This window comes from Streptomyces sp. ADI95-17, from assembly GCF_003846175.1.
GTDB classification, from domain to species: Bacteria; Actinomycetota; Actinomycetes; order Streptomycetales; family Streptomycetaceae; genus Streptomyces; species Streptomyces sanglieri.
Window position 1 is genome coordinate 455,064 of the sequence record NZ_ML123046.1, and the last position, 5,936, is coordinate 460,999.

The 5,936-nt window shown below is 70.1% G+C and carries 5 protein-coding genes; 4 read left to right on the forward strand and 1 reads right to left on the reverse strand.

From position 1 onward, the window contains the following. Positions 1-235: 235 nt before the first annotated feature. A complete protein-coding gene (locus tag EES42_RS15915; protein ID WP_124718884.1) occupies positions 236-1,093 on the reverse strand; it encodes an IclR family transcriptional regulator in 858 nt (285 codons plus the stop codon). A 304-nt stretch (positions 1,094-1,397) separates the two neighbouring features. On the opposite strand from EES42_RS15915, the gene EES42_RS15920 reads away from it, so the two are divergent. From EES42_RS15920 to EES42_RS15935, 4 genes are all read left to right on the forward strand, one after another. After that, on the forward strand, positions 1,398-2,768 hold the full coding sequence (locus EES42_RS15920) for an aspartate aminotransferase family protein (protein WP_124718885.1): 1,371 nt from the start codon (positions 1,398-1,400) through the stop codon (positions 2,766-2,768). Further along, on the forward strand, positions 2,768-3,955 hold the full coding sequence (locus tag EES42_RS15925) for a mandelate racemase/muconate lactonizing enzyme family protein (protein ID WP_124718886.1): 1,188 nt from the start codon (positions 2,768-2,770) through the stop codon (positions 3,953-3,955). The genes EES42_RS15920 and EES42_RS15925 overlap by 1 nt, the downstream gene beginning before the upstream one ends. Next, positions 3,952-4,797, forward strand: a complete 846-nt coding sequence (locus tag EES42_RS15930) for an amidohydrolase family protein (RefSeq protein WP_124718887.1) — start codon at positions 3,952-3,954, stop codon at positions 4,795-4,797. The genes EES42_RS15925 and EES42_RS15930 overlap by 4 nt, the downstream gene beginning before the upstream one ends. Before the next feature lie 187 nt (positions 4,798-4,984). Beyond that, positions 4,985-5,824: an SDR family NAD(P)-dependent oxidoreductase gene (locus EES42_RS15935; protein WP_124718888.1), complete on the forward strand. Its 840-nt coding sequence runs from the start codon at positions 4,985-4,987 to the stop codon at positions 5,822-5,824. The last annotated feature ends 112 nt before the right edge of the window (positions 5,825-5,936 follow it).

Sequence of the window (5,936 nt, forward strand, 5' to 3'; positions counted from 1 at the left end):
GGGGGTGTGTTGGTGCGGAACGCTCATGCGGACTTCGCCTTCCGAGAAGTGCGACAAGTGAGGGAGCGTTCCTGCGGGGGACTGCCATGAGGCGGATGGCTGAAAAGGGTCCGACCGTCGAGTGTTCACGGCGCGATGGGCAGGCGCCGGAACCGGGTCGGAAAGGGTAAAACGCCGGTGACCTCGAAGTGTCACCGCGGTTGGCAGGGAACCTACGGCGGGTTAAGCCGTTTGGTCAAGACCCGAATCCGTCGGAATGCGACGTGTCGCTGTCCGATGTGGTGCCGTCCGGGTCGTCGACCCAGCCGAGCGAGACGCTGATCCGGCGGGCCGCGTCCCGTACCTGGCCGCCCAGTTCCTGGTATCGCCAGGCCGGCAGGCCGAGCTTGAGGCCGGTGATCGAGACGGCCCCGGCGCACACCGAACGGTCGTCGAAGACCGGCGCGCCGATGCAGATGATGCCCTCGGCGTCCTCCTCGTCGTCCAGGGCGTAGCCGACCCGGGCTATGTCGCGCAGATGCGACAGGAAGGTCGCCGGGTCGGTGATGGTGCGGGAGGTGCGCCGGGGCAGCCCGAAGCGCTCGACGACCGCGGCCGCCTCGCTCGGCGGCACGGCGGAGAGCAGCGCCTTGCCCAGGCCCGTGCAGTGCGGCAGCTCGCGCTGCCCCATCCGCAGATCCAGCCGGACGCGCTGGTCGAGCTCGACCTGGTCCACGACGACCGCGTGGCCGTCCTCGGGGACCGCGAGCCTGGACGCCATCCCGGTGGTCCGGGTCAGCTCGCGCAGCACCGGGTGGGCGACGCCGCGCAGCGACACCTGGGAGCGGGCCCGGTCGCCGAGCCGGGCCAGGCTCATGCCGAGCCGGTAGCGGCGGTTCATTCCCTCGCCGTCGTCCGAGACGAGGCCGTAGGCGCGCAGGGTCTGGAGCATGCCGAAGGCGGCGCTCTTGGAGATGGAGCAGGCCTGGCCGACCTCCGTGACGCTCAGGCCGTTCCCCTGTGCGGGGGCGGCGAGCGCTTCGAGGATGTCCGCTGCCCTGGCCACGCTCTTGACCCAGTACTTCGGTTCTTCTGGGGCAGCACTGTTCGTCATAGCAGAACAGCCTAGTCCCTCGGGGAGGTCCGGAACGCGCGTTCTCGGTGAAGAAGGCGCGGAATCGGGCCTTCCTGGGCCCGGAAAGGTCTTGACCGGCCCCGAAGCCGGACGTAATATCCAGGCACTGTTCTGCTCTACAGAACAGTGTTCTGGAAAAGCGAAACGCACCACCCCAAGCATCACCCCAAACACCACGGATCATCCCTTTCCTGCGGCGACTGCCGGGCGGATGGCGCCAGGGATTCACGGGCCGGGCAGGGCCTGCGAAGACCGACGACTCTCGACGCAAGGAGCAAGCGATATGAGTTCAGGCCCGGTTGGCAACGAATCCGGAGCCCGACTCGCCGAGCGCGCCCGCCAGGTCGTACCCGGCGGCGTGAACAGCGGTCAGCGCAGTGTTCCCGGACTGACCGACCTGGTCGTCACGGGGACGGACGGCGCACGGTTCCGTACCGCCGACGGACGCGAGTACACCGACTTCCACTCGGCGTTCGGACCGCCCCTGCTCGGCCACAACGACCCCGACGTGGCCCGCGCCACCGCCGAGGCCGGAGCCACCCTCGGCCACATGGGCGTCGGTGTCACCGAGGGCGAGGTACTCCTCGCCGAACAGCTCACCGAGCTGATCCCCTCCATCGAGAAGGTGCTGCTCACCAGCACCGGCAGCGAGGCCACGTTCCACGCGCTGCGCGTATCCCGCGCCGCCACCGGCCGCCGCCTGGTCGTCAAGTTCCAGGGCTGCTACCACGGCTGGCACGACGCGGTCAGCCTCAATGTCATCTCCGCGCCCGAGAAGGTCGGCGGCCACGACCCGATCTCCACCGGCATCCTGCCCGAGGTCCTCGAAGCCACCCTCGTCCTGCCGTTCAACGACAGCGAGGCCGTCCGCCGCACCTTCGCCGAGCACGGCTCCGACATCGCCGCCGTGATCGTCGAGCCCGTCCCGCACAACGTCGGAGCGCTCCTGCCGTACCAGGAGTTCCTCACTACGCTGCGCGAGGAGACCACGAAGGCCGGCAGCATCCTGATCTTCGACGAGGTCATCACCGGCTTCCGCCACGACATCGGCGGCTGGCAGAAGATCTCCGGCGTCACCCCCGACCTCACCACCCTCGGCAAGGCCATCGCCAACGGCGCCCCCGTCGGCGCGATCGGCGGCCGCGCCGACCTGATGGACCTCTTCTCCACCCGCCCCGGCGCCCCCGCCTTCTTCGCCGGCACGTACAACGGCCACCCGTCCGTCGTCGCCGCGGCCCTCGCCACCCTGCGCAAGCTCCGCGAGGAGCCGGTCCACGAGCACGTCTTCCGGCTCGGCGAGCGGGTCCGCACCGAACTGACCGGACTGTACGAGCGCCTCGGTGTCCCCGCCGTCGTCACCGGCTACGGCTCCGTCTTCGTCAGCTACTTCATGCCGGGCGAGGCCCCCCGCACCTACGCGGACCTGCTGAACAACGACGCCTCGCTCTTCGTCGGCTACCGCCGCAAGCTCCTCGACCACGGTCTGTTCGAGCTGCCGCTCAACCTCAAGCGCAGCCACATCAGCTACGCCCACACCGACGCCGACGTGGACCGTCTCATCGAGGGCACCGAGGCCGCGGTCAAGGCCGTGCTCGCCGACGGCGGCGCCCGCGACCTGGAGAACACCTCCACCATGGGCGGAGCGACCCGCTGATGCTTACTGTCAACCGCACCCGCCCGGCAGGCCCCGCCGGCCGGATCACCCGGGTCGAGACGCTGATGCTCGGCACCTCCTGGCGCGACTTCGGCTACGTCCGGGTCCACACCGACGAGGGCCTGTCCGGCATCGGCGAGATCACCCACCCCTACCGGGTCCGCGAGGTCTGCGAGCTCACCGAGGCGATCGCCCGGCGCCACCTCATCGGCGCCGACCCCTTCGACATCGAGGAGCTCTGGCTCCGCGTCTACCAGGGCGACTTCCTGCGCGGCGGCGACATGGGCGGCGTCGCCCTGTCCGGCCTCGACCAGGCCATGTACGACCTGATGGGCAAGGCGCTCGGGGTTCCCGCGTACCGGCTGACCGGCGGCGCCTGCCGCGACGACGTACGCGTGTACGCCAACGGCTGGTACACCGGCGAGCGCGAGCCGGAGACCTTCGCCGCCAAGGCGAAGGAGACCGTGGCGAAGGGCTTCACCGCCCTCAAGTTCGACCCGTTCGGGCCCGGCCTGCACGAGCTGGAGCGCGCCGAACTGCGCCGCTCCGTCGACCTCGTGGCCGCCGTCCGCGAGGCCATCGGACCGGACGTCGACCTCTTCATCGAGGGCCACGCCCGGTTCGCCATGCCGACCGCGGCCCGGCTGGTGCGCGAGCTGGAACCCTTCGACATCGGCTGGTTCGAGGAACCGATGCCGTGGACCCACATCGAGCGCTACGCGGAACTGCGCCAGCGCGCCGCGTTCCCGATCTCCGGCGGTGAGCACTTCCACAACCGCTACGAGTACAAGCAGCTCTTCGCCACCAACGCGGTCGACATCATCCAGCCCGACCTCTCCATGGCCGGCGGCTTCACCGAGGTCAGGAAACTGGCCGCGATCGCCGATACCCATGGCATGCTCGTCGCCCCGCACAACTCGAACTCGCCGCTCTGCACCACCGTCTCGGTGCACGCGACGCTCGGAATCCCCAACTTCAAGATTCTCGAAACCTTCGACGGACTCCTGGAGGACTACGTCTTCGACGCGCTCAAGGGCACCCTCCCGATCGTCGACGGCCGGATCGGCCTGCCGACCGCACCGGGCCTCGGTGTCGAGCTCGTCGACGAGGTCTTCGAGGAGCACCCGCCCAGCCACCGCTTCTGGAACATGTTCGCGGACGGCTGGGAGAAGCGGAACCGGACATGATCGTCGACGTCCACTCGCACCTCTTCCGGCACAGCCACGACTTCACCGACCCGTTCAGGTCCGACTCCGCCCGCGCCCACGCGGGCGAGGTCGACCTCACGGTGAAGTGGGAGGAGTACGAGGCCACCGCCCCCGAGGGCACCCGCACGATCGTCGTCGGCGGCAAGGCGCGGCGCAGCGGCCTCTGGGTCGACGACGCGGCCGTCGCCTCGTACGCCGGAGCACACCCCGACCGGCTGATCGGCTATCTGTCCCTGGACCCGACCCAGCCCGGCTGGCAGGACGAACTCCGCTACGGCCACCAGGAACTGGGTCTGCGCGGCATCAAGCTGATGCCGATGTACGCGGGCTTCGACCCGGCCGCCGAGGAGTACGACGAGCTGTACACGTACGCCGAACGGCACGGCCTCCCGCTCCTGGTGCACACCGGCACGACCTTCGTGTCGAGCGCGCCGCTGGAGTGGGCGATGCCCCGCCACCTGGACGCGGTCGCCATCCGCCACCCGGAACTGCGGATGGTCCTCGCCCACCTCGGCCACCCCTTCGAGGGCGAGTGCATCGCGGTCATCCGCAAGCACCCGCACGTGTACGCGGACATCAGCGCCCTGCACTACCGGCCCTTCCAGCTCTGGCACAGCCTCCGGCTGGTCCAGGACTACGGGGTCTTCCACAAGCTGATGTTCGGCAGCGACTACCCGTTCACGACGGTCGACGACTCGGTGAAGGGGCTGCGGGAGATCGCCCGCATCCCCGGCATTCCCGGGCTGCCGCCGCTCGACGTGGACGCGGTGGAGGAGATCATCCACCGGCCGTCGCTGGACCTGCTGGGCCTGAACGGCTGATCCGGCCGTTCCTCCGAACCTGCCGGTACGGTGCCGGGGTCATCCCCCTGTCGCCCGGTACCGACCGGCAGCCGGGCCGCCGCGCCATCACCCATGTGTCCCAGCGCGGCGGCCCGGACCCCTCCGGCGATCAGTACCGGAGCCGACACACCCCTCTCCGTACCGCTCCGCCTGGAGGAACCCCGCCATGACCGCAGCCGTCCCGCCCCGCGGCACCGACCGCTTCGATCTGACCGGTCGCACCGCGGTCGTGACCGGGGCCGCCCGGGGCCTCGGCCGGTCCTTCGCCGTCGGCCTCGCGGAGGCGGGCGCCGATCTGGTCCTCGTCGACCTGCCCGGTGCCCAGGGCATCGCCGAGACGGCGGCGGCGATCGAGGCACTCGGCCGCCGGTGCCGTACCTACGGCCAGGACCTCGCGGACATCGACGCGCTGCCCGGCTTCGTCGACGCCGTACGCGCCGAGGCGGGCCCGCTGCACATCCTGGTCAACAACGCGGGCACCGCGGCGCTGGAGCGCTTCAACGAGATCACCCCGGCGAGCTGGTCGCGCATCATGCGGGTCAACGTCGATGCCGTCTTCTTCCTCAGCCAGCGCATCGCCGAACACATGACGGCGGACTCGGTCGCCGGCCGCATCATCACCATCACCTCGAAGAACGCCCTGGTGGCGGAGGCCGGCCTGGCCCACTACAACGCCTCCAAGGCCGCCGCCCAACTGCTCACCGAGACCCTCGCGGTCGAGCTCGCCCCGCACGGCATCACCGCAAACACCCTTGCCCCCGGCATGGTCGAGACCCCCATCGACGGCGAATTCCCCTTCGACCGGGAGGCCTTCGAATCCGCGTACCGCGAGCGCATCCCGCTCGGCAGGTACGCGCAGCCCGACGAATGCGTGGGCGCGCTACTGCTGCTCGCCTCGGACGCCGGGGCGTATCTCACCGGGGCGCGCCTCGTCGTCGACGGGGGAGTGCTGGCCGACCAGATGCCGCGGATGCGCTTCATGCCGCCGTACCGCAACACGATCTGACCGCGACCGACCGGCAGTCGGTTCTCACCGAGCACGCATCGACCACGCGAGGAGCGCCTCCGCCATGTCCGTCAATGCATCGTCCCCCGCTCAGCCCTCTGCTTCACCCGCT

Coding starts and splice junctions, on each gene's coding strand:
- EES42_RS15915 (WP_124718884.1), bottom strand. CDS start 1,093: ATGACGAACAGTGCTGCCCCAGAAGAACCGAAGTACTGGGTCAAGAGC.
- EES42_RS15920 (WP_124718885.1), top strand. CDS start 1,398: ATGAGTTCAGGCCCGGTTGGCAACGAATCCGGAGCCCGACTCGCCGAG.
- EES42_RS15925 (WP_124718886.1), top strand. CDS start 2,768: ATGCTTACTGTCAACCGCACCCGCCCGGCAGGCCCCGCCGGCCGGATC.
- EES42_RS15930 (WP_124718887.1), top strand. CDS start 3,952: ATGATCGTCGACGTCCACTCGCACCTCTTCCGGCACAGCCACGACTTC.
- EES42_RS15935 (WP_124718888.1), top strand. CDS start 4,985: ATGACCGCAGCCGTCCCGCCCCGCGGCACCGACCGCTTCGATCTGACC.